21 protein-coding genes are annotated in these 22025 nt (G+C 57.4%); 13 read left to right on the forward strand and 8 right to left on the reverse strand.

Annotated elements, in window-relative coordinates:
- Window positions 1–102: 102 nt before the first annotated feature.
- From A3M3_RS0104095 to A3M3_RS0104110, 5 genes are all read right to left on the reverse strand, one after another.
- Window positions 103–1206, reverse strand: a complete 1104-nt coding sequence (locus tag A3M3_RS0104095; protein WP_028265269.1) for a glycosyltransferase — start codon at window positions 1204–1206, stop codon at window positions 103–105.
- A gap of 31 nt (window positions 1207–1237) precedes the next feature.
- Entirely contained in the window at window positions 1238–2347 is a 1110-nt protein-coding gene (locus A3M3_RS27225; protein WP_155854277.1) for a glycosyltransferase, read from the reverse strand.
- Between the two features lie 117 nt (window positions 2348–2464).
- Window positions 2465–3409: a glycosyltransferase family 4 protein gene (locus A3M3_RS0104100; RefSeq protein ID WP_028265270.1), complete on the reverse strand. Its 945-nt coding sequence runs from the start codon at window positions 3407–3409 to the stop codon at window positions 2465–2467.
- Between the two features lie 228 nt (window positions 3410–3637).
- A complete protein-coding gene (locus A3M3_RS27840; protein WP_155854278.1) occupies window positions 3638–4810 on the reverse strand; it encodes a hypothetical protein in 1173 nt (390 codons plus the stop codon).
- Between the two features lie 125 nt (window positions 4811–4935).
- Window positions 4936–6237 carry a hypothetical protein gene (locus A3M3_RS0104110; RefSeq protein ID WP_155854279.1) on the reverse strand — a complete coding sequence of 434 codons (1302 nt, stop codon included), beginning with the start codon at window positions 6235–6237 and terminating at the stop codon, window positions 4936–4938.
- Window positions 6238–6890: 653 nt separating this feature from the next.
- Here A3M3_RS0104110 and A3M3_RS0104115 point away from each other — a divergent pair.
- From A3M3_RS0104115 to A3M3_RS0104155, 9 genes are all read left to right on the forward strand, one after another.
- Complete coding sequence (locus A3M3_RS0104115) at window positions 6891–8186, forward strand: glycosyltransferase (RefSeq protein WP_231497179.1); 1296 nt, start codon at window positions 6891–6893, stop codon at window positions 8184–8186.
- A gap of 38 nt (window positions 8187–8224) precedes the next feature.
- Entirely contained in the window at window positions 8225–9253 is a 1029-nt protein-coding gene (gene gmd / locus A3M3_RS0104120; RefSeq protein WP_028265274.1) for a GDP-mannose 4,6-dehydratase, read from the forward strand.
- A complete protein-coding gene (locus A3M3_RS0104125; protein ID WP_028265275.1) occupies window positions 9253–10227 on the forward strand; it encodes a GDP-L-fucose synthase family protein in 975 nt (324 codons plus the stop codon). The genes gmd and A3M3_RS0104125 overlap by 1 nt, the downstream gene beginning before the upstream one ends.
- Window positions 10228–10253: 26 nt before the next feature.
- Window positions 10254–11702, forward strand: a complete 1449-nt coding sequence (locus A3M3_RS0104130) for a sugar transferase (RefSeq protein WP_028265276.1) — start codon at window positions 10254–10256, stop codon at window positions 11700–11702.
- 44 nt (window positions 11703–11746) lie between these two features.
- The gene (locus tag A3M3_RS0104135) at window positions 11747–13060 is read left to right on the forward strand and encodes a UDP-glucose dehydrogenase family protein (protein ID WP_028265277.1); all 1314 of its coding nucleotides are present in this window, start codon (window positions 11747–11749) and stop codon (window positions 13058–13060) included.
- Between the two features lie 2 nt (window positions 13061–13062).
- On the forward strand, window positions 13063–14949 hold the full coding sequence (locus tag A3M3_RS26835; RefSeq protein ID WP_231497180.1) for a DUF4012 domain-containing protein: 1887 nt from the start codon (window positions 13063–13065) through the stop codon (window positions 14947–14949).
- Between the two features lie 184 nt (window positions 14950–15133).
- Window positions 15134–15745, forward strand: coding sequence for an LPXTG cell wall anchor domain-containing protein (locus A3M3_RS0104145; protein ID WP_028265279.1), 612 nt, complete (start codon window positions 15134–15136; stop codon window positions 15743–15745).
- 493 nt (window positions 15746–16238) lie between these two features.
- Window positions 16239–16433, forward strand: coding sequence for a VanZ family protein (locus A3M3_RS29445; protein WP_155854280.1), 195 nt, complete (start codon window positions 16239–16241; stop codon window positions 16431–16433).
- 54 nt (window positions 16434–16487) lie between these two features.
- On the forward strand, window positions 16488–17090 hold the full coding sequence (locus A3M3_RS0104155; RefSeq protein ID WP_028265281.1) for an arsenate reductase/protein-tyrosine-phosphatase family protein: 603 nt from the start codon (window positions 16488–16490) through the stop codon (window positions 17088–17090).
- Window positions 17091–17111: 21 nt separating this feature from the next.
- Here the strand turns inward: A3M3_RS0104155 and galU are convergent, their stop codons facing one another.
- The 3 genes from galU to A3M3_RS0104170 all read right to left on the reverse strand — a co-directional run bounded on the left by galU (window position 17112) and on the right by A3M3_RS0104170 (window position 19190).
- Window positions 17112–18002 carry a UTP--glucose-1-phosphate uridylyltransferase GalU gene (galU, locus tag A3M3_RS0104160; protein ID WP_028265282.1) on the reverse strand — a complete coding sequence of 297 codons (891 nt, stop codon included), beginning with the start codon at window positions 18000–18002 and terminating at the stop codon, window positions 17112–17114.
- A gap of 77 nt (window positions 18003–18079) precedes the next feature.
- On the reverse strand, window positions 18080–18556 hold the full coding sequence (locus A3M3_RS0104165; protein WP_028265283.1) for a carboxymuconolactone decarboxylase family protein: 477 nt from the start codon (window positions 18554–18556) through the stop codon (window positions 18080–18082).
- Between the two features lie 25 nt (window positions 18557–18581).
- Window positions 18582–19190, reverse strand: a complete 609-nt coding sequence (locus A3M3_RS0104170) for a hypothetical protein (protein ID WP_155854281.1) — start codon at window positions 19188–19190, stop codon at window positions 18582–18584.
- Between the two features lie 178 nt (window positions 19191–19368).
- Here A3M3_RS0104170 and A3M3_RS23725 point away from each other — a divergent pair, with 178 nt between their 5' ends.
- The 4 genes from A3M3_RS23725 (at window position 19369) to A3M3_RS0104190 (ending at window position 21997) form a co-directional block, all read left to right on the forward strand.
- Window positions 19369–19884, forward strand: a complete 516-nt coding sequence (locus A3M3_RS23725) for a DUF2127 domain-containing protein (protein WP_051422921.1) — start codon at window positions 19369–19371, stop codon at window positions 19882–19884.
- Window positions 19885–19989: 105 nt separating this feature from the next.
- The gene (locus A3M3_RS0104180) at window positions 19990–20325 is read left to right on the forward strand and encodes a YciI family protein (RefSeq protein ID WP_028265285.1); all 336 of its coding nucleotides are present in this window, start codon (window positions 19990–19992) and stop codon (window positions 20323–20325) included.
- A 42-nt stretch (window positions 20326–20367) separates the two neighbouring features.
- Window positions 20368–21693 (forward strand): RNA polymerase sigma factor, encoded by a 1326-nt coding sequence (locus A3M3_RS23730; RefSeq protein WP_051422922.1) that lies wholly within the window; start codon window positions 20368–20370, stop codon window positions 21691–21693.
- On the forward strand, window positions 21659–21997 hold the full coding sequence (locus A3M3_RS0104190; protein WP_028265286.1) for a YciI family protein: 339 nt from the start codon (window positions 21659–21661) through the stop codon (window positions 21995–21997). Before A3M3_RS23730 ends, A3M3_RS0104190 begins: the two co-directional genes overlap by 35 nt.
- The last annotated feature ends 28 nt before the right edge of the window (window positions 21998–22025 follow it).

Raw genomic sequence — 22025 nt, forward strand, 5'->3', positions numbered from 1 at the left:
TCTCAACCGAGTCATTGAGTCACTCTTAGAAACTTGTCAACATTTTACAAAATTAAAGAAAATCACTTACTCGTGCAACGCACTTCAACTTGACTCCGTAAGCTAGTTAGCAACCTCTTGGTAGATGGTAGCCAAATTCTCTGCCTGCACATCTAAGTTAAACATTGCTTTTGCTCGAACTCGACCGTTTCGTCCAAGGTTCGCCGAAAATTCCTCGTCCCTAGTTAGCCGAACCAGGTACTGGCTGAGCGTTTGAATATCACCCTCCGGCGCCAAGAGGCCGGTCGTCCCGTGCTCAACGGCCTCCATCACTCCGCCTGAGGCATATCCGACACACGCCAATTCCTGGAGAGCTGCTTCAATAAAAACCATTCCAAACCCTTCCCGCGTCCCGTCCTTAGCCGGAAGAGATGGCCCGCAGAATACGGAATGAGACCTGAGCAAAGCGGGAATTAATCCAGAGTCAACCTTGCCAGTAAATTTGACGGTTAGATGCTTATCACGCGCAAAGCTTTCAAGCGCACCTCGCAGGGGTCCATCTCCCACGATGGTAATCGGAGTCGAATGACGAATTTCCTTGTCGGTCAAACTCATGGCACGTAACAGTTCCATTGGACCCTTTATGTCAATCAGGCGACCGACAAATACAATGCCTTGCCGATCGTCGGAATCCCGAAGTGGGATGATCTTTGTGCCGGTGTGGAGGACTTCTATCTTCTTCGCCGGGGCACCGTTCTTGAGGAGTGCGTCAGCAATGTGAGAAGAAACGGCAATGAGTTTTGCGGAATGTCTAAAGAGCTCCGAAAGATTGCGCGGATATCTAGAACGCGCCCAAGGAGATCGGGACCTGCTCAGTGCGGCATCCGCCCCATGAAAGGTTGTCAATAGCGGAAGCCCGGCCGCCCGACTTAAGGGCAAGGCCTCAATACCCCCCGGGCCAAAATGTGCATGTAGCAGCATTGCCCCAGCGTCTTGTAGTACCTTTTTGTACGCGTTCAAATACGGATGAACTCCAAGCACACTCCGAACAATCAAGTCATTCACTCGGGTCGAGTATGGGGCGAAGTCCGCATGGTCGATACCGCCCTCGACATTCGAGAAACCCAGCTTCACGATCTCCCAATCCGGAATCGCCCGAATCTGGTCGCGAATGAACGTCTCAGTATAGGGCAACCATGAACTCTTCCAGATTCCTGCTACGGACATCGGGCCTCCAACTAGGATCAGCTGTGAAAAATCACACTAACAATGAGTATGCGTCCGCCAGGCGTTTCGTAGCTTCCGCCCAAGAGATCGCAGCAGTTCGTACTGATTCATCTGGAACTGGTCTCATCAAGTCGCCTTCCATTTGAGTCAGTTCCCGAATTCGAAATGCCCAGTAGTCAGGATCTCGCCCCGACACCAGAGTGCATGCATCCTGCGGTAGATATTCGGAAATTCCCGTCTCAGGCATGCAAAGGACGTGCAGACCATGATGATACGCCTCGGCCACAGCCAGCCCAAAGGCTTCAATTGATGGTAGGACCATAATAGCTGAGGTCGAATATAACTCTCTAAGCTGAATTTTGTTCAGCAGGCCTTCATAAACTACTTGCGGATGGAATTTCAGCCAATTTAAAACCTCGTTCCGCATAGGCCCTGCGACGTGCAGTTTATACGGACTGCCGAGCTTCCCTACCGCAGCGACTGCTAGATCTAATCCCTTATAGACGTCGCCGCGACCAACAAAAGCGATCTTGTAGCTATCTCTCGGAAGCGCGGTCACCGGCAGTTGGCGGGGAACTCCAATCGGCGCGACTAGAAGCTTGTCCTCATCGAAACCTCGTTCAAGAAATGATCGCTTAGCTGCCTGTGAATAGACGAGGATCTTAGTGGACGCTTCGTACTCAAAATCCAGCAGTTCCCCGATCGGATCAGTCCTAGCAACGTGTGGAAATGATCCAATGGATGGAAAATCACCTTCAAAGACCGCATGGTGCATTGCCCGACGTTCGCAAATCGAGGCGAAGTAGTGGCCACGGCGCAATGCTTGATGGCCAAGACCCTCTAGAAAATGCAGTACGTTGTCACCCGCCGTAAATTTCGCTACCCGCTTGGCCGAGTACTCGGTAGCACGTCGAAACATGTCCGGTGAGAGCCGGCGGCCCGATTGCACAGCAGCCGTTAGCGCTAAGTCCCCGAGGCCCAGTAGTTTTACACTGTGGGGAACTTTGATCGGTTCTCGCGCTCGTCGATTCAGCATCGTTAGGACGCGTTTCGGCGCATGAACACTTTCCAAGAACTTAACTTGGCGAGGTGTCGGTTCTGGCCTTCGAATCAGCGTGACTTCATCAAAAATGCTATTCATAGCGTAGAGCACGTGATCGTAGTGCCCAACATTTGTTGCATAGGCCGCCTTCAACGACGTTTACCCCCCCCAAATTGGTCAAGAATACAGTTCAGCCATCGAAACAGTCCAGAATGCCTAGAGTTCTCGATAGAGTAAAGCCAAGCTCTTTTTCTGCGCCTCTTCTGACAACAATTCCTTCGACATCCTAAGGCCAGCCTCGGAACAAGCGCTATAGGCGATATCGTCGCCGAGTAGATGCGCTATCGACGATTCCATGCTAGCGGGTGCCCCGTCAGGAACTACGAGGCCGGCACCATACTTCGAGATCGTTGCTGAAAGAGCGCAGGATTCCGTTACGACGACAGGAACTCCCAAGCTAAGTGCAGTCGCCAACACATTCCCCCAGGGTTCCTTGTGAGACGTTAAGACAAATACTCCACTTGCGTCTATACGCCTAACCACGGCATCCGGCGATATTGCACCTTCGTAAACAAGATTCGGATGGGCCCTACACGCCTGAATAACATCATCACGATGACCACCGTCCGGTCCAACTATCGCATACTGCGTCTCTGCCCCCTTCCCGATGCTGATGGCGGCCGCAGAAACAAAGTCACCGACGCGTTTGCGCGGATGCAAACGGGCAACCCAGAGAGCTTCGTCCTTGCGGGGAGCCGGTCGGACGACGGCTTGTACTCCTCGCAGTCGGCCCACTGGGTTTCCCAACACAACCCACGATATAGGCGAGGCTTTCCCCAGCCAGCCCTCAAGATCTTGCCGCTCAATGTCGGTTAACGCCAGGACGACATCGGATGCCCGAAATAGGCGCTTCACAACGATGTCCGCAATTCTGTGGAGCAAAGAAGATCGGCTTGTGAGCATTCCATGAGGTTGAACAATCAATCTCTTGCGTAACATCAGCGCCGACACAGCAGCCAAAATGGGCAGGATCTCACGCGAATAACTGACGTGGACGGTATCTACATCTCTTATCGCACGAACAAGAGATTTCATCGCGTCGAAAGAGAACGCCGAAGTAAACCCAAGTCGCGGAACCCACCGCCGCACCTGGGCATTCATAGTAGTTCCTTCCGGCAGCTCATCAATCGACGGCGCATCGTTCGGCAAACAACCATACCAAAGCCGAATTGAGAGGCCACAGTCTAGCGCGAGCCGCACCTGGCGAACGGCGGTGTCAAATGGGCCACCATAAGCACCGCTTCGACTGCCAATATTTACCACACGTAGTATCGACATTTCGCTCCTAATCTAACCAAAAACACCTTGATAATAGCGGCACCCACAGACTTAGCGTTCAAATGGTCGATCGTCTCTGTCACGTCCAAAAATGTATAATGCCACTAAAATCGAAAACGCACCCTGAGAAGAAGGATTCTGAGTAATTGTTCCCTGAACAAGGATAAGAACAATAGCGATACCCAACATAAACCTGACTGCCGACGTTTTGGAAGACTGGAGGAAGGAGACCATGAGCATCCGTGCAGCAACAATAAGTCGGAGGAAAGCTAAAAGTAGGCCAAAGACACCCAACTCCGTCACCCAACCAATGGTTTCATTCTCAATCCAGGGACCAGCGGCACCAACCGCGATACCGGCTTGACTATTATGTCCAGCGCCAGCGCCAAAAAAGGATCCAAGCCCGCCTAAGAATCCAAAAGCGGTAAAAATGAGACGCCCAAGGGTGTCCTCATTCTGTGATGCATCCTGGATTCTGCCGTTAAACGCGTCGACAACCTGCGGAAGTGCCAATACGATCGATATGAACAATAATACCGAGCCGGCCATTATTAAAATTGCTAAAATGAAGCGCGAAAAAGTCGCGTTTGTCAACAGCCAAAAGAAAATGCTTAGGACAAGGATTAGAAGGAGTGTCAATATTCCCCGCGACCCGGCGAGTGTGACGATCACCACTGCGGAAAATATCCCTAGCAAAGAAGTCCATCGATCCCTACTTTCGCCACCTAGCAGCAATCCCAAACAAAGGGCAACCGCCACTAAGAAGAAACCAAACAAACCGGCTGGTGCACTAAAAGTTCCAGAAGCCCGAGCGATGCCTTCATTTAGAAAATGAGCTTCTTCACCCGAAATTTGACGATTCCAAACACTATCCGCGGGCGATGTGACTTGTGCAATAACCACGACGGCTTGGACTGGAAGATACATCGCGATGGTAGATCGAATTCGTCGCAGCTGACGAGCCTCCGGCAATAGGGAACAAAGCCCTATGAACAGAACGGGGGCGACATAGCTTCGTATTCCAACCACCCAAACGGATAAGGAATCCGTACCGGGCAGTGCCGCCACGCAAGTCCAAAGAACCAGGGCCAGCACAAACAGTATTTTGGGGCCGTGCTTTCTATCCGTGCCATTTCGGAAAACAAAAGCTACAATGGCCGCTAAGGCGAGAGCGTCCCTGCTAAAATACAAAAAATAATTCGCCGCAGGGACAAGTTTTCTCAACAGTCCTTCCAAGATCCAAAGATGGACATACAGAAGGGTAACGACTCTGAGAAACGAGGACGTCGTAAGCTGTCCAGATATTCTTACACGGGTCGGGCATACTGACTTCGATAGTTCGTATGGAGTCATGACCGTTCATGCTCCATCCGAGTGCTTCTGCGGACTTCTCGAGCTCCAGCTGCAAACCTGAGAACTTCAGCCATCAAGGCAGGAAGGCATTGGGTGGCCAAATAAAGGGCTCCGCCCATCGTCGTCCTTAAATCAAAGAGCAGCGGACCGCTGACGACCCAAATGGCGGAACTGGCTACTAAAAACCAGGAACCAGAAAGCCATCGCCGGCTTTGACCCATCATGCCCAGTCCGCTGCAAAAGCTTAAAACGGCAGATCCACCCATTACTACAGTCAACTCCAGATTGAGTCCTTTATATGAATCCCCCAGCACCCACAGCAGAATCGGCGAGAATAGACTGACGCAAACTACACTCATGACGGCTAACGCCAAATATACTGCCGAATAGATGGGAATGGCCCTGATAGCTCTTGATGCGTTCATTCTCGCCAATCTAGGTAAAACGAGATTTAGCACGAAAGAATTTACGACGGTGAACGCAACGGCAAATCGGGTCATAGCCGAGATCTCGCCAAGGACGACCGTAGATCCTGCCAAGGACATGACCATCAAGAATGCTTGCTCCCGTCCGACAATGGCGAAATTCATTGGGGCCAGGCGTCTCGCCGCCCGACTTAGCCGTCGGACATGCAGCTTGCTTCGCAAACCGACGACGACGTTCTGCGACCTCAGACTTCGCGTCATGAGCCAGGCTTCGATCCAGTAAGTTACAGCGGTTAGTAGTACTATTGCCGTGAATCTCATTTGAATCGGCATCGTCAGCATGACCAGTGCGATCAAAATTAAACGGAAACCTGCTGCAATAAGGAGGTTTTTCTGAGAGGAGTTGGCACGCCCTTCTAAACGAAGGAAGACTTGCGAATTGGAACGCACGAACACTGCCTGCATCGACAAAAGATATGCCAAGAGCGCGGCCAGTGTCTCCAGTGTGCCGAGTCTATTAAGTGTCAGCAACCAGACTAGAACCAGGCCACCTGTAGAGGTGGAAACGAGCCCGATTTTCCTCCGAACATATAGACCGGACTTCCTCAAGTCACTCGTGCGCGTGGAATCGCCTGGGTGCTGGCTGGCGTAACCTAGCATCACATTTGATAGACCTGACTCAGAAATAAGGATTGAAGCAAAGAGAATCCCGACGTACACCGCATATTGGCCGTAATTTTCCTTGGGAAGCCCCCGAATTACTGCTACCCCCACAAGAAACGCGATAGCTTGAAGCGCTAGATCCAAGGATATGAAGCGGGCAGCTCGGCGAATACGCTCGTGGGTGGCCCGATTTTTATTCGGCTGGCCCATTTTGGAATTTGAAAATAATCTCGGCCTGTCCGTCCGAGGACGGACTTCATACATCGTGGTTTAGTCCGGGAAGCTCCGGAAACCTTTGTCCGACAACCCTCGCTGGATTTCCTTTTAAGACCTCACCATCCCGGTATGTGGTCCGAGGACCAACAACGGAATTGGGCGAAACCAAGCACGAAACGCCTAGGGTCGTACCGCCGAGAACTATGGCTCTAGCTGCTATCCACGTACCGCTGCCTATTGTCGTTGGACTGGTCAGGAGCGCCATGTCCGTTCGATGGGAATGACTTCCAGTTGTAATAAAGGCGTCCTGAGACAGTACTACGTCCGAGCCCACCTGAACGTAGTCTTGGTTGTGAATCCACACCCCCTCGCCAATCCAAGTTCGATCTCCTATTTCAAGTTTCCAAGGAAATCGAACGCGCGTTCGGGGGCGGTAGACAACGCCGGATCCAATTCTTGCTCCAAACAGACGGAGAACGCGTACCCTCAGGGCAGAACTGATCTGCCACGGATTCGTGACAAGGAGCAGTTCAGCGATTGACCAAAGGTAGATGATTATCCGTGGCCGGTCCCACGCGGCGCGCTCACCGGGAGCATGGGACAGATCGATCACCCGCATGGTTCTTGAACGACCAGATGATTCGGACATGACTCCCCCCCAAAATGAGCTGATGCGACGCGATACGCCTATTGTTACACTTGTGAATGAGCATCTCAGAATTACCATCATCGGGCTCAACTACGCTCCCGAGCCGACTGGCAACGCCCCTTACACGACAAGTTTAGCGGACGGTCTGGCCGCCGCAGGCCACTCGATTTCTGTCATCACTGGCTACCCGCACTATCCCGAATGGAAGCTCAAGCAGGGCTACACCGGATGGAAGCGACTTGAAGTCCTAGGTGGCGTCAACGTGAAACGCCTAAGGCACTTCATCCCAAAAAAGCCAAGAGTTTTGCAGCGCATGCATATGGAACTCAGTTTCGGGCTTCGGGCAATCCTCGCGTCGTGGGAATGTCCCGATGTCGTTCTAGTCGTCAGTCCGGGCCTATTTTCATCTGCCATGGCTATCCTCCGAGCCAGATTGTCCCCACGACGGCCGCGGGTTGTCATATGGGTCCAAGACATATATAGCCGCGGCGTCGTTGAAACAGGGGCCGGGGGGCAGCGGCTCGGAGTGCTCATGTCGAAGACCGAGTCTTTGATCCTCCGCTCGGTCGATGCTGTAGTCGCCATCCACGATCGATTCCAGCAGTACATGGTGGAGTATCTTGGAGTTCCCGAGAAGAGGATCCGCGTCATTCGTAATTGGACTCACCTGCCGGCATCACCCACTTCAGGTCTTCACGCGTTTCGTACGAGGATGGGGTGGTCTCCCGACGATGTCGTTGTACTGCACGCTGGCAACATGGGCAAGAAGCAAGGGCTCGAGAACGTCGTGGACGCCGCAGCTTTGGCCGCAACGGGAGAAAGTCGTGTGCGATTTATTCTTATGGGGAACGGCAACCAGCGGCCCAAACTTGAAGCACTCGCAAAGAAGGACGCCAGGCTCGAATTCGTCGATACTCTCCCCGACGATCAATTTCAGCGCGCACTGGCAGCGGCCGACGTCCTCCTCGTTAACGAGCTCCCCGGCGTCAAGGATATGGCCGTCCCAAGCAAATTGACTTCGTACTTCAACTCTGGAGTAGCAGTTGTGGCGGCGACCGATGAAGGCAGCGTCACGGCTTCCGAAATCCAGGCGTCAGGGGGCGGCATCACGGTTCCGGCCGGAGCTCCGGACAAACTACTCTCGGCCATAGAGGCGCTCACGGCGAATCCCGACGAATGCCGTCAAATGGGTCGCAACGGTTTGCACTTCCGGCAAGTCACATTATCCGAAAGCGCCGCGATCGCCCAGTATGATGAGTTCTTGGCAAGGCTGGCATCGCAGCGCAGTCTTTGAGCCACACTTTCCTTTTATTGCAATTCATGGGGGCAAGAATGACCAAGCGCGCGTTCATCACCGGCATCACCGGGCAGGACGGCTCTTACCTAGCAGAACTCTTACTGAGTAAGGGCTATGAGGTTCATGGACTTATCCGCCGGGCATCGACGTTCAATACTTCAAGGATCGACCACCTCTACGTCGATCCCCACGAACCCAACGCAAAGCTCTTGCTCCACTACGGCGACTTGAGCGATGGCGCGAGACTCGTCACGTTGCTAGCGGAAATCCAGCCGGACGAGGTTTACAACCTCGGGGCCCAGTCGCATGTTCGGGTGTCGTTCGACGAGCCCGAGCACACCGGCGACACGACCGGAGTTGGTTCCATCCGGCTCCTCGAGGCAGTTCGCATGTCGGGCATCGCGACAAAGTATTATCAGGCTTCTTCGTCCGAAATGTTCGGTGCTACTCCTCCCCCGCAAAACGAAGACACGCCGTTCTACCCGCGCTCCCCTTACGGGGCCGCCAAGGTGTACAGCTACTGGGTCACGAAGAACTACCGCGAGGCCTACGGCATGTTCGCGGTGAACGGAATCTTGTTCAACCATGAATCCCCACGTCGTGGCGAGACATTCGTCACCCGCAAGATTACGCGCGCAGTTGCCGCCATCAAGGCCGGCAAACAAGATCTGCTCTATATGGGCAATCTAGACGCCGTGCGGGATTGGGGATACGCGGCCGAATACGTTGAAGGTATGTGGCGCATGCTTCAGGCCGATGAACCGGAGGACTTCGTCCTCGCAACTGGTGGTAACTACACCGTTCGAGACTTCCTGGAGATCTCGTTCGAGCATGCAGGACTGAACTGGGAAGACCACGTGCGGTTTGACGAGCGCTATCTGCGTCCTACAGAAGTCGACGCACTTGTAGGCGATGCCTCGAAGGCGCAGGAAAAACTCGGCTGGAAAGCAACCGTACACACGCCGGAGCTTGCCCGAATCATGGTGGATGCTGACATAGAGGCCCTAAAGCACGCCGGCAACCACTGGATCGATGGCGTAGATCTCGATAGTTGGAAAAACTGATGTCTGAGTCCGTCTCATACACGCCTGGCAGACTCGACCGCAACTCAAGATTTTATGTAGCCGGACACCGTGGCTTGGTGGGCTCCGCAATTTGGCGCAACTTGGAAAACGAAGGCTTCGCCCAGCTTGTGGGCAAGTCTTCCACCGAACTGGATCTTAAGGACCGGAATGCGGTCTTCGAGTTCTTTGCCACGAGCAAGCCCCGTTACGTGGTGCTGGCTGCCGCGAAGGTAGGCGGGATTCTTGCAAATAACACGTATCCCGTGGACTTCCTCAGCGACAATCTGCGGATCCAGGTGAATGTTCTCGACGCGGCTCGCGAGCACGGTGTCGAACGTCTCCTCTTCTTGGGGTCGTCCTGCATCTATCCAAAGTTCGCAGAGCAACCAATCCGTGAGGACTCGCTGCTCACAGGCCACCTTGAACCCACCAATGATGCCTACGCAATCGCGAAAATCGCAGGCATCATGCAGGTACAGGCAGTCCGCCGGCAATACGGGCTCCCGTGGATATCGGCCATGCCCACCAACCTCTATGGACCCGGCGACAACTTTTCGCCCGAAGGTTCACACGTATTGCCCGCCCTGATTCGTCGCTACGACGAAGCGGCTAAATCCGGTACTCCTGTAGTCACCAACTGGGGCACCGGCTCACCGCGGCGGGAATTCCTTCACGTAGACGACATGGCTGCGGCCTGCTTCCATCTATTGGAGAACTACGACGGTCCTGAACAAGTAAATGTCGGCGCCGGGGCAGATGTAACCATCAAGGAACTGGCCGAGATAGTAGCAGAAGCTGTCGGTTTCTCAGGCGCTATCGAGTGGGACACTTCCAAGCCGGATGGCACGCCACGAAAACTGCTGGATGTTTCCAAGCTTTCAAGAGCCGGGTGGTCTGCTTCCATTGACTTGAAAGAAGGAATCAAGGCCACGGTTGACTGGTACCGGGCGAATATGGCTGAGATCCGTAACTAAGAAGTCCAAGCGGCGGTCACATGGAAATGGGGGACTCTTTGAGTCAAGAGGCAAATTGGAGATCACGTACTTCACGTACCCTTCGAATAGTTGACGCCTTTGTCATCGTTTGGGCGCTGGCGGGTGCCTACAGCATCCGGTTCGGCTTGGACTCGAGCTTTACCGTTTCTGGGCAAGACTCGAGCTATGTTTGGTTGTCTATAATCTTGGCCATCACATGGTGGCTTATGCTGGAAGCATGGAACACGAGGCAAAGTCGAATTCTCGGGTCCGGACCTGACGAGTACAAACGCGTAGCCGCCGCCTCTCTTTGGCTGTTCGGGTTTGTTGCGATTTTCTCCTACGTATTCCGCCTGGATACTGCCCGCGGATACGTCGGGATCGCCCTGCCCGCTGGCCTCACCGGACTCCTGCTGGGTCGCTGGCTCTTACGACAGCATTTGAGTGTTCACCGGCAAAAGGGCCGGCGTATGTCCCGTCTCATGCTTCTGGGAGGTCCTAGCGGAATCGTCCACCTGGCGGAAAACCTGGTGCGCGAGAAGCACGCCGGCTACATGCCTGTTGCCGCATATACGCCGGGTGACCCATCTTCCTCGAACGAACTGGCAGGCTCAGGGCTTCCTCTGCTTGGCCACACGCCACAAACACAGACAATCCTTGACGCGATCGATCGATGCGATGCTGACGCAGTGGCCATCACTGCAGGCGTTCATCTAAGTCCGAGAACGCTCCGTCAGCTCGGCTGGGAATTGGCCGACCGTAACGTTGGGCTCATTCTCGCCCCGGCCCTCACCGACGTCGCAGGACCGCGCATCCACACGCAACAAGTTGCCGGGCTTCCTCTCATTCACGTCACGACTCCAACCCTTGAAGCGGGTCAGCGTGTCGCCAAACGACTCTTCGACGTCGCCGCCTCGGCTGGCCTCATCGTCTTGTTTTCCCCGCTGTTGATGATCCTGGCCCTAATGGTGAAACTCGACAGTCCTGGTCCCGTCCTCTTCAGACAAGAACGCGTGGGGTTTGAAGGCGCTCACTTCAGGATGCTCAAGTTCCGCTCCATGGTAGTGGATGCAGAGGCGAGACTCACCGAGCTCGCTCACAGAAATGAGGGAAGCGGGCTGCTTTTCAAGGTGAGGAACGATCCTCGCATCACTCGTGTGGGCGGCGTTCTCCGTAAGTACAGCATGGATGAGCTTCCTCAGCTATTCAATGTTTTTCTTGGTTCCATGAGTTTGGTCGGCCCACGTCCTCCGTTGCCCAAAGAAGTCGAGGCTTACGAACAGGATGTGCGTCGGCGACTTCTGGTCAAACCAGGGGTGACCGGGCTTTGGCAGGTCAGCGGACGATCTAATCTTTCCTGGCAGGACTCGGTCCGGTTGGATCTCTATTACGTGGAAAACTGGTCTCTAGCTGGGGACCTCATCATCTTGCTTCGTACCGCTAGGGCCGTCCTCGGCGGCCACGGCGCTTATTGATCAGCTCTGACGCAGAATATAACCCTCTGGGGGAAGGCAATACAATGCGCATTTCAGTCATCGGCTGCGGCTACCTCGGTGCCGTACACGCCGCCTGTATGGCCAAGCTTGGCCACGAGGTGGTTGGCATCGATGTGGATGAGCGGAAGATCAGTTCGCTCTCCGCCGCTCGGGCCCCGTTCTTCGAGCCAGGTTTGGAAGAACTGCTCAAGAACGTCCAAGAGACGGGGCGTCTGTCCTTCACCTCTGACATGTCCGCGGCCGCCGGAAGCAGCGTCCACTTCATCTGCGTGGGAACACCCCAGAAGAAAGGCGAAAACGGCGCTGACCTACGGTACGTGGACGCGGCAATGGAGACGTTGCTCCCCCATGTAGGGCCTGGCGACGTTGTGGTGGGCAAGTCGACTGTTCCAGTGGGGACTGCCGCCCGCTTGGCTGACATCTTGTCCGAGCATCAGCCAGAGGCTCACCTTGTGTGGAACCCCGAATTCCTCCGCGAAGGCCATGCCGTCACCGACACTCTTTCACCTGACCGCTTAGTCTATGGCGTTGCAGACGGCTCGGAAGATCACGCAGCCGTTTCGGTGTTGGATGAGGTCTATGCCTCCCCACTCGCCGACGGCACTCCACGTTTAGTCACCGACCACCCGACAGCCGAGCTAGTCAAGGCGGCCGCCAATTCGTTCCTGGCCACTAAGATCTCGTTCATCAACGCCATGGCTGAGGTCTGTGAAGCAGCAGGGGCGGACGTCACCCGGCTGGCCGATGCCATCGGAATGGACGACAGGATTGGCCGCAAGTTCCTCAACGCAGGCATCGGCTTTGGCGGAGGATGTCTCCCGAAGGACATCCGGGCCTTCATGGCCAGGGCCGGCGAACTCGGAGCCGACCAAGCCCTCACCTTCTTGAGGGAAGTGGACTCCATCAACATGCGCCGAAGGACCAGGGTTGTGGAGCTCACAAGAGAACTTTGCGGAGGGAGCCTACTGGGTCAACGCATCACGGTACTCGGCGCCGCTTTCAAGCCCGAAAGCGACGACGTACGGGACTCGCCGGCACTTAGCATCGCCGCCCAGCTCCAGCTCCAAGGTGCCGTCGTGACGGTCACGGATCCGAAAGCCCTGGGGAACGCTGCCAAGCGATTCCCTGAGTTGCAGTACGAGGCCGACTTGGATGCGGCCATTGCGGGCGCCGATGCCTTACTCCTGCTCACCGAATGGCGGCTGTACAAAGAGCTCGACCCCTATGAAGTAGGCGGCGCGGTCGCCGAACTCCGAGTCCTGGACGGACGAAACGTCTTGGATGCCGCCAAATGGCGCGCCGCCGGATGGCAGTTCCGCGGACTTGGAAGGCCATAGACGTGACTGACACCGAACGTGAGGAGAGCATCCCGGAGGAGTCCGGGATGCTCCAGGGTGGCGGACAGACGGTCCCAAGTAAGCGGCGTCGTCGCGTCTTGACCGCCGGAATATGCCTCGTAGCCGTTCTGGTCCTCGGCGGAGCCGCCGTCCTTTGGCTCAGTGCCAAGGCCTCCACGATCAAGGCAGAGCTTTGGTCATCCACACAGCTGGTGCCCAAACTCAAAGAGAGCATCCTCCAGAACCGGCCCGCAGATGCCACCGAGGTTGCCGACGAGCTGAGGGACCACACCGCATCTGCCCGCGAAGCGGCCTCGGATCCACTCTGGTCCTTAGCTGCTGCCATGCCATGGCTGGGCGCGAATTTCTCCGCCACGACCGAAATAGCCCGCTCAGCGGACGACGTAGCCACGCTTGGCGTGGCCCCCTTGGTAAAGGTGTACGACTCCCTCAACTGGGACAAGTTAGTGCCCAGCGGCAACGGCACTGACTTGAATCCAATCCAGAAAGCCGCACCTGCAGTGGCCTCCGCCGCAAACGTTGTGCGCTCTTCAGCCGAACGCCTCAACGCGATCGATGCTGGCAGCTTGCTCCCCCAGATTGCGGGACCCTTGACACAGGCGCGGCAACAACTTAGTTCCGTGGGAGACGAGCTCGACACGGCGTCTGACGCTGCGGGCCTCGCCCCGGCCATGTTGGGCTCGGACAAGCCGCGGCACTACCTGCTGCTCGTACAGAACAACGCCGAGGCCAGAGCCACCGGAGGGATCCCGGGCGCCCTGGTGGTCCTTACCGCGGACAAAGGCAAGCTCAGCCTTTCTACTGAAAGCAGCGCTACCGAACTCGGAGCCTTCAATCCAGCGGTATCCGTAGACGCCGAACAGGAGCGCATCTACAGCTCCCGCATGGGCACTTTCATGCAAGATGTCAACTTCACCCCGGATTTCCCCACGTCCGCAGTCACGGCGCTAACGATGTGGGAACAGAAGAAGGGCGAAAAGCTCGACGGTGTGGTCTCGATCGACCCGGTGGCCCTCGGCTACATACTGGACGCCACGGGACCAGTCACGCTTCAAGATCCACAGGTACAGGCGCTGAACTCCGGGAAACTGCCGACTCAGCTCTCCGGAAAGAACGTGGTGAAAACGCTGCTTTCGGATGTCTACGCCCAAATCAAGGATCCAAAACAGCAGGACGTCTATTTCGCTGCTGTGGCGAGGGAGATCTTTGGCGCTTTCACCTCGGGCAAGGGCAATGCGAAAAGCCTGCTTGCCGGCGTCGGGAAAGGCGTGGAAGAGCACCGGGTTCTGCTCTGGTCAGCGGATACGGCTGAACAGACAACTCTCGCGAAGTACACGCTCAGCGGCTCAATTTCCGGCCCTAGCGTGCCTGCAGCCCAGTTTGGCGCCTACTTCAATGACGGCACGGGCGCCAAAATGGACTACTACGTGAACCGCACTGTTCAGCTCATCCAGCAGTGCACTGCTCCCGGCGGTTATGGGACCGTCAAGGTTCGGATCACCAGCACGAACACCGCTCCCGCAGATGCGGCAACCTCATTGCCGGCGTACGTTACCGGTGGGGGATCCTATGGAGTGCCGGCAGGTACCGCGCAAAGCAATGTGATCGCCTACGGCCCCGCCCAAGCCTACGTCGAAACAGCCACTCAGGATGGGAAAAACGTCCCGTTTGGCGCGCAGCGCCACGACGAGCGACCCGTCGGCGCCCTCTCTGTCCGGCTGGCGCCTGGACAAAGCAGTACCGTGGAATTTACTTTTGGAAAGATCGTCCAGAACAGCCAGCCCGAGGTAGTGGTGACCCCGACCATCCAATCCGTGGACCGCGTAATACTCCCGACTCAATCGGAAAGCTGCGGTCCGGACAGATAGACGGGGGATTAATCCTTTGTAACGGGTTTGGATTTACTTTGCAGTATGCACCCACAGGATGGTAGCTTCGGTCTGGGGTAGGACTCGGATTTCAGTTCACGTGTTCGTGGTGGATGGAATCTCTTTCATCACAAAGAACTACGTAGCAGGTCTCAAGTACGTACCAAGGTCTCAGGGGGACAAATTGAAGAAAACTCTGTCAGCGCTCGCGCTCGCGGGCACCATCGCACTTGCCGCGTCTGGTCCAGCAATGGCCGTTGACTACCCGGCACCCCCTCCGCAGGGCACTATTTCCAGGGCAACGATAATTGTAGGCGGCACCATCGTATTCTCCGGAACTGGCTTCACGCCCGGCGAAACGATCATCATCACCATTACCTTTACTGCTGCCCCCCAGGGCGCTGCGGCACCCGGCACGAGCAATGGCATCGCCATGGCCGTACCCGGCGCCCTTCACCTGGCACCTACCACAATCACCACTGTTGCCAACGGCTCCGGTGCTTTCTCCACCGACGTCTCACTGGCCCAGGTCGGCACCTACCAGCTGACCGCGGTCGGTGCTACTTCCGGCCACACCGTCACTGAGATAGTAGATGCGATCCCAACCGCGGCGGGCCTCGCTAACACCGGCGGTGCAACCCTGGCAAACACCGGTGGCACCGGTCTGGCCAACACCGGCGTCGATTCCAGCCTCATTCTGTGGGGCCTGGTCGGCGCTGGCGCACTCGTTGCTGGCACCACTTCCGTTCTGGTGGTTCGCCGCCGCGCAAAGAATGAAACCGTAGCTGCAGCCTAAAGGTCATACAAAAGGAGGGGTTGTTAACGGTAGTCCGGTAACAACCCCTCCTTCTTATGTGTACAGTACTTTATGACCATGGGGAGACATTGGCGACGACGTAAGAGGCTGAGCCTCAGAATGGAATGGCCCGCGATTCCGGAAATCCCGAGGCCGGCATGGCCGATTCTGTTCCTGATAGTCTTGGCCCTGACCTCTTTCGGCGTTGCGGCTTTCGCCTTGATGCGAAACACGTGAAATTGCGTTCCTTTGGACTCCTCTGCTGGATGCTCTTGCTCCACTTTGTTGCCCTTGCATTCATCGCTTTTTGGCCAACTCCTGTGGACAAGCCAGCAGCAGGCAGCCTGGCTTGTCTTCTGGATTTCTCCACCAAAACGGTATCCCGGAGTGGTTCAGCTACGGATTCGTCGAGACCTCTGCCAACGTATTCCTCTTTGCGCCAGCACGCTTCCTTATTGCGTTTACCTTTCCAGGCAAGCGCTGGTGACAGCTCTTGGCGCTCGGGGCAGCTGCATCAGGCGTCCTAGAGCTAAGCCAGCTGCTGTTTCTGCCACATCGGTCTTCAAGCGTGCAGGACATCCTGATGAACACAGTGGGATTCGGAATCGGGCTGATGCATTCGACCCCGTTGAAACGGCAGCCCCTGCGCCACCCAGCATTGCACGAGCCATCACTCTTGCCGTGTTAACTTGTAAAACACAGGTGTCACGCGCGCCTGCCAGCTAGTGAAAGAGCTATACCTTTGGAATCGCCCCAAGCCGTTCGGATCCTCACCGTCTGCACCGGCAACATCTGCCGCTCCCCCGTCGCCGAGCGCTTGCTTCAGGCAGGTCTAAATCAAGTTCTCCCCGGCGGTTTCGAAGTCCGCAGCGCCGGCATCAGGGCTATGGTGGGCAGCCCCATCCAACCACTGTCCGCGGACATCATCCGCACCTACGGCGGCACACCCGATGACTTTGCCGCCCGGCAGCTCGCCCAGACGATCCTCAGGGAGGCCGACCTGGTGCTCACCATGGCATCAAACCACCGCGGGGAAGTTCTGCAGATGGACGCGTCCCTGTTGAAACGGACATTCACCATCCGTGAGTTCGCGCGGATGCTGACTGCACTGGAAGAACGAGGCGACGCAGCGCCGTCGGGCTCCGGCTACATCCAGCAGTGGCGGGAACTACCCGCACGCGCATCATCCGTGCGCCACCTGGTCCTGGCAGCCACGCCGGCGGACAACGACATCGCGGACCCCTACAATCAAGGCGCCGAGGCATATCTGCGGATGGAAGACGAGCTGGCTCCGGCGCTCCTCAGGATTCTCCGCTACGCACGGCTAACCATGCAAGAGTCCTAGCTCGCCCACGGTCGGGCGAAACTAACCGAGGAATTCCTTCATCCAAGCCTTCAGGTCTTCGCCGAACTCGGGCCGCTCGGACGCCAGCGTGATGACGGCCTTCAAATAGCTGAGCTTGTCCCCGGTATCGTAGCGACGTCCACGGAAGACGACTCCGTACACGCCGGCTCCTTCGCCATCACCCTTCGCAAGGGTCTGGAGTGCGTCGGTCAGCTGAATCTCCCCACCGCGACCTGGGCCGGTCTCTTCAAGGACATCGAACACAGCCGGATGCAGGACATAGCGTCCGATGACAGCCAAATTTGATGGCGCTTCCTCAACCGAAGGCTTCTCCACCAAGCTGTTGACCCGGACGTAGTCCTCCCCCTCAATGACCGTGATGTCAGCGCAGCCATACGCACTGATCTGCGACGGCTCCACCTCAATGAGGGCAATCACCGAGCCGCCGGTCTTCGCCTGCACATCGATCATCGTAGTTAGGAGCTGGTCCCGCGCATCAATAAGATCGTCGCCCAACAGCACGGCAAAAGGTTCGTCGCCCACGTGCTGCCTAGCGCACAGCACCGCATGGCCCAAGCCCTTCGGCTCACCCTGGCGCACGAAGTGGATGGGTCCGAGCCCGGAAGCATGCTGCACGGCGGCCAAGCGTGCGACGTCGCCCTTCAGCTCCAAGGTACGCTCCAGCGCAGGTGCCCGGTCAAAGTGGTCTTCCAAGGAACGCTTGTTGCGCCCGGTGATCATCAGCAAGTCGCTGAGGCCCGCATTCACGGCCTCCTCAACCACATACTGGATGGCCGGCACATCAACCACCGGCAACATTTCCTTCGGCATCGCCTTGGTGGCAGGCAAGAAACGCGTGCCCAACCCGGCAGCCGGAATAACTGCTTTGCGAACTGATTTCCCCATAGTCATACGGCAGATTTTACGAACGGATTTACTAATCGACGAATCCTCGAGGCAAAATTTCGACGCAACCGGCCAGGAAGTCGCTAGCTCCGCGCTTTCCGCACCGGGTGCTCGCTCAGGATCGAGAGGCGATTGAAGGCGTTGATGCCGATGCATGCCATGCACAGCACGCTGATCTGCTCCTCCGTATAGACCTGACGAGCACGGGAAAACAGCTCGGCCGTGGGACGCCCACTGCTCATGCGTGTAATCTGTTCGGCCAACTCAAGCGCCACCTTTTCGGCCTCACTGAAGAGCGTCACCTCGCCGTACACCGGCACCAACGCGAGCCGCTGCTCGGTCTCGCCATAGCTGATGGCGCGGCGATGGTGCAGGTCTAGGCAAAAGGCACAGCCGTTGATCTGCGACGCCCGGTAGTTCACCAACTCCAGCGTGCGGCGCGGGATACCAGTCCGATCCGCTTCCGCAGTGACTTGCTCCGCGTAACCAGAGAGGGCTTGATAGAGTCCGGGCAGTTGCTTGTCCAGGTAACCCGCGAGCCGCGGCGTATTTTCGCTCATCCGCCGAGCATAACCGAGGGGCCTCTCAGCCAGCCGGGATTTCGACGTAGTAGATGGTGCCCGCGGCCGGGGCGAGGAAACGATGGGTTGCGTGGCGGACTGGGCGGTAGAGATGACCGAAGGGGTCGCGTACGGTGGCGTGTTCCAGGTGATCCAGTTCCGCGAGGAAACTGTCGACCTCCCGGAGTGTTGCCGGCTGTGATTTTTCGCCGACTACATCTACCGCCCAAGGGGTCCCTGTCTCCGTGCCGGCGTGTTCGAGGAAAAGCGTTTCAAACAGTTCGGCCACAAGCGCTTCCCGGTCTACCGGCAAGAGGCGCTGCAAGCGATGGGCCTGCGCGTTCCGGTGCCGGTTGTTCATCCATGCCTGGCGGAGCCAACTGAATTCCACCGGCCCAAACGAGGGGCCCAGGCACAGCTTGCGGTCCGCATCCAGAGTCAAGCGGCAGTCGTTGCCGGCCCGGTCAAGGACGCAGGCGGCTTCGTCAACGTATTCCACGTCCTCGAGCATCGCTGACTCTGACGGGTAGTAGGTGAAGTCACCGATGTCATCGACCACTACGTAGTCCTCGGGACGCGCAAGCAAGGCCTTGGCATCAGCTGCCGTTCCGTTAGCGAAGGCAATACGCTTCATGGTGAGTTCATCTCCTGTGGCGGACCGGTCCACGGCCCGGATGGCTATGGATTCCTCTCTTTCATCAGATCACCCAGCTGAGTGGCCGCCTGGATCTTAATGTGTTCCATATACCCGCGGGCGTAGATTTAGCACTCCCTTAATGGGCTTGTAAGTTTGGTTACTGAAGGGAGGCGTCATGGGAACGAATTCATCAGGAACCACCGCGCTCGACAGGACATTTCGCGTCAGCCTCATCCTCAAGGGCCTGGACGGCGTTCTGGAGTTGATCGGCGGCATTCTCCTTCTGTTGGTCACTCCCCAACAAATCGGAGACCTGGCCCGCTTCCTCACGCAGCACGAACTCGCCCAAGACCCGCACGACTTCGTGGCGAACAGCCTGCTTCACGTGACTTCGAACCTCTCCGGCTCAGCCACACTGTTCGGAGCCATCTACCTGCTGCTCCACGGCCTGGTCAAAATCGTCCTGGTGTGGGCCGTCCTGAAGGACAAGCTCTGGGCCTACCCTTGGATGATCGCCTTCCTGCTCGTCTTCATCATTTACCAGGCCTACCGGATCCTCGTGGTCTTCTCCTGGGGTCTCATCCTCCTGACGGCCTTCGACATTTTCATCGTGTGGATCACCGGGCGCGAATACCGCATCCACCGGGCACGGAATCAGCAGCCCTCCCCCACCCCTCAGTCGACCGCCTAAGGCAACCCTCCGCCGTCGGGCCCTCAAGAAAATTCCTCCCACCTGTCCTTTCCGCGCTATCCCGCCCGTCGTAGTGATGTAACAACCCACAAGAAGGAGCCAACAATGGAGTACATGCTTTTCATCTGCACCGATCCCACAGCCCCGAAATACGTGGCCGCAGAGGACAACATCGCCGAATGGGGAGCCGAGATGGAATCGCGCGGCGTCGCCCTTCACGGTGACCGGCTGCGCCCCGTCTCGGACGCAACCACCGTCACGGTGCGCGGGGGCGAAGTGATCGTCTCGGACGGACCGTTCGCCGAGACAAAGGAATGGATCGCCGGCTACGACATCATCAAGTGCGCCGACCTCGACGAAGCTATCGAAGTGGCATCCAAACACCCCATGGCACGATTCGGCAAAATCGAGATCCGCCCCGTGTGGCCCCTCGGCGAGTAGCGATCCGAGGCGTGGCGGGTACTGCCGACCGAGGAGGGTGGCATGGCGCCAGAGCTGACTGACGTGCAGACCGCCGTCGCGGCCGCGTCCACAGACGAAACTGCCAGAATCACCGCGACCCTCATCCGGGTCACCGGCGATTGGAGCCTGGCCGAGGATTGCGTCCAAGATGCGTTCGCCCGCGCCCTGGCGGACTGGCCCGAGCGCGGCATTCCGCGGAACCCCGGGGCGTGGCTGACCACCGTGGCCAAGAACAAGGCGATCGACCGCTTGCGGAGCGCCGCCAGCGAAAAGCGGGCCGTCCGCGAACTCGCGATTCTCACTGAGCTCGAAGGGCTCGCAGAAGAGGGGATCAGCAATCCAGCGGCCGACGACGACCGCTTGCGGCTGATTCACACCTGCTGTCACCCGGCCCTCCCCTTGGAAGCCCGGGTAGCGCTGACCCTACGCACCGTTGCGGGGCTGACGGTAAGCGAGATTGCCCGCGCATTCCTCGTCTCGGAAGCCACCATGTCGAAAAGGCTCGTCCGGGCCCGCGTCAAAATACTCGACGCCGGCATCCCCTACCGCGTGCCGCCCCCGGAGCTGATCTCCGAACGCACCGGCGGAATCCTGGCCGTGCTCTACCTCATGTTCAACGAAGGCTACTCGGCCACCGGAGGCGACTCCTTGATCCGCGAACCCCTGGTCCGGGAAGCCATCCGCCTCACCCGCCTGCTGGTCACCTTGCTGGACCGTTCCCCGCAAGAACCAGAGGCAATGGGTCTCTTGGCGCTCATGCTGTTCCACCACGCCCGGCGAAACACCCGAACAGACGCGGCAGGAGACTTGGTGACCCTCGAAGACCAGAACCGCGGACTATGGGACAGCGCGGCGATCACGGAAGCCACCACGCTCCTCGCAACTGCCGAGCGATGCGGCACCTCACACCGTATCCAGCCCGGCAGCTACCGTGTCCAGGCCGCCATCGCGGCCTGCCATATGACCGCCCGCACCTCGAACACCACAGACTTCGCCCGGGTGGCGGCACTGTATGACACCCTGGCCCGGATATCGCCGTCGCCGGTCATCGAACTCAACCGTGCAGTCGCCGTCGCCATGTCCCAAGGACCGGAGGCAGGGCTTGCCCTCATCGAGCAACTGGAGCAAACACGCACGCTCGAGGGGTACTACCTCCTACCGGCCGCCAAAGCCGACCTCCTGCGGCGGCTCGGAAGAAAAACAGAAGCCAGCCACGAATACCGGCGGGCCCGGGAACTCGCACCCTCCGAGGTGGAACGCCGCTACCTCAGCAAACGACTCGCAGAAACGCTCGCAGAAACTAAGGAGAAAAATGAAACACCTACTGATGATCCCCAACAACCCTGAGACCTGGAACGCGCTCCCCGCATCCGAGATCGACCAGATTATGCAAGCGCACACCTCGTTGCAAAAGGAACTCAGGGCCTCCGGAGAATTCGTGGAAGCCCATGAACTGGGCGAAGAAGCCAAATTCGTCACCAACAACGGCAACGGGCACACCGTGACCGACGGCCCGTTCCTCGAGACCAAGGAAATCGTGGCCGGCTACTACATCGTGGATTGCGTGGACACCGACCGCGCCGTGGAAATTGCCGGCAAGCTCGGAGAAGCCCGGCTGTGGCCCATCGAGGTGCGCCGGATAGACCCCTAAGCAAGGTTCGTCCCGGGAGGTCCCGGCG

It is taken from the genome of Arthrobacter sp. MA-N2 (assembly GCF_000517125.1).
Classification (GTDB): Bacteria; Actinomycetota; Actinomycetes; order Actinomycetales; family Micrococcaceae; genus Arthrobacter; species Arthrobacter methylotrophus.

Coding starts and splice junctions, on each gene's coding strand:
- A3M3_RS0104170 (WP_155854281.1), bottom strand. CDS start 19,190: ATGAAGCGTATTGCCTTCGCTAACGGAACGGCAGCTGATGCCAAGGCC.
- A3M3_RS23725 (WP_051422921.1), top strand. CDS start 19,369: ATGGGAACGAATTCATCAGGAACCACCGCGCTCGACAGGACATTTCGC.
- A3M3_RS23730 (WP_051422922.1), top strand. CDS start 20,368: ATGGCGCCAGAGCTGACTGACGTGCAGACCGCCGTCGCGGCCGCGTCC.
- A3M3_RS0104100 (WP_028265270.1), bottom strand. CDS start 3,409: ATGAATGCCCAGGTGCGGCGGTGGGTTCCGCGACTTGGGTTTACTTCG.
- A3M3_RS0104115 (WP_231497179.1), top strand. CDS start 6,891: ATGACTCCCCCCCAAAATGAGCTGATGCGACGCGATACGCCTATTGTT.
- A3M3_RS0104165 (WP_028265283.1), bottom strand. CDS start 18,556: ATGAGCGAAAATACGCCGCGGCTCGCGGGTTACCTGGACAAGCAACTG.
- A3M3_RS0104125 (WP_028265275.1), top strand. CDS start 9,253: ATGTCTGAGTCCGTCTCATACACGCCTGGCAGACTCGACCGCAACTCA.
- gmd (WP_028265274.1), top strand. CDS start 8,225: ATGACCAAGCGCGCGTTCATCACCGGCATCACCGGGCAGGACGGCTCT.
- A3M3_RS0104095 (WP_028265269.1), bottom strand. CDS start 1,206: ATGTCCGTAGCAGGAATCTGGAAGAGTTCATGGTTGCCCTATACTGAG.
- galU (WP_028265282.1), bottom strand. CDS start 18,002: ATGACTATGGGGAAATCAGTTCGCAAAGCAGTTATTCCGGCTGCCGGG.
- A3M3_RS0104135 (WP_028265277.1), top strand. CDS start 11,747: ATGCGCATTTCAGTCATCGGCTGCGGCTACCTCGGTGCCGTACACGCC.
- A3M3_RS0104180 (WP_028265285.1), top strand. CDS start 19,990: ATGGAGTACATGCTTTTCATCTGCACCGATCCCACAGCCCCGAAATAC.
- A3M3_RS0104190 (WP_028265286.1), top strand. CDS start 21,659: ATGAAACACCTACTGATGATCCCCAACAACCCTGAGACCTGGAACGCG.
- A3M3_RS0104130 (WP_028265276.1), top strand. CDS start 10,254: ATGGGGGACTCTTTGAGTCAAGAGGCAAATTGGAGATCACGTACTTCA.
- A3M3_RS0104110 (WP_155854279.1), bottom strand. CDS start 6,237: ATGGGCCAGCCGAATAAAAATCGGGCCACCCACGAGCGTATTCGCCGA.
- A3M3_RS27225 (WP_155854277.1), bottom strand. CDS start 2,347: ATGAATAGCATTTTTGATGAAGTCACGCTGATTCGAAGGCCAGAACCG.